The sequence below is a fragment of the Leptolyngbya sp. CCY15150 genome, from assembly GCF_016888135.1.
Taxonomy (GTDB): Bacteria; Cyanobacteriota; Cyanobacteriia; order RECH01; family RECH01; genus RECH01.
Genome location: NZ_JACSWB010000064.1, coordinates 1 through 564, shown reverse-complemented (window position 1 = coordinate 564; position 564 = coordinate 1). Strand labels below are relative to the sequence as shown.

The window sequence follows — 564 nt, the reverse complement described above, 5'->3', positions numbered from 1 at the left end:
TCCAAGGTTGTATCCGGACATGGGTTTGCTTCTGCTTCGGGGTTGGGGGCAGCCTCTGGAGCATCGCTGGGAGAGGTCAGCACCTGCTGGACTAAGATTTGGTACATCAAGGTTTGGTCTAGTTCAACCTGCTCATCTATGGGCTGGGGAGCTGGGGAACTGTTTAGGGGTTCAGAAGCAGACAAAGCTGGCCCCTCTGCATTTGCAGTCACCCCCTTATTAGTTAGATCAATACGGGGTATGGCAACGATCGCCTCCCAACTTGAATCGCTCAAACCGGCCTTCTTTGATGCCTGTGCAGAGCTCGATAGGACGCCACTCAAACTCGACTCGGCTGTTATCTCTCGCACGTTAACGGTTGGTCAGTGGGACTACCCAAACAACATCCTCGATCAGGAACAACGGCTCAAGCGGCTCAAGCAACAGTTTCAAACCACACATGAGCCAACAGGCAGACGACAAATGATTTGGGCTCTTCCCAGCTTTTGGTGATGCTTAATGCCGTTCCTCTGGGTTTGTTCTACACCGCCATGATGAATCGCTTGGCGAGGAGATCCAAGCCAG

The 564-nt window shown here is 52.7% G+C and carries 1 protein-coding gene; it reads right to left on the bottom strand.

Annotated features, from left to right (window positions below):
* A partial coding sequence (locus JUJ53_RS00300) for a hypothetical protein (protein WP_204150004.1) occupies window positions 1-185 on the bottom strand: 185 nt, incomplete at its 3' end.
* Between the last annotated feature and the right edge of the window lie 379 nt (window positions 186-564).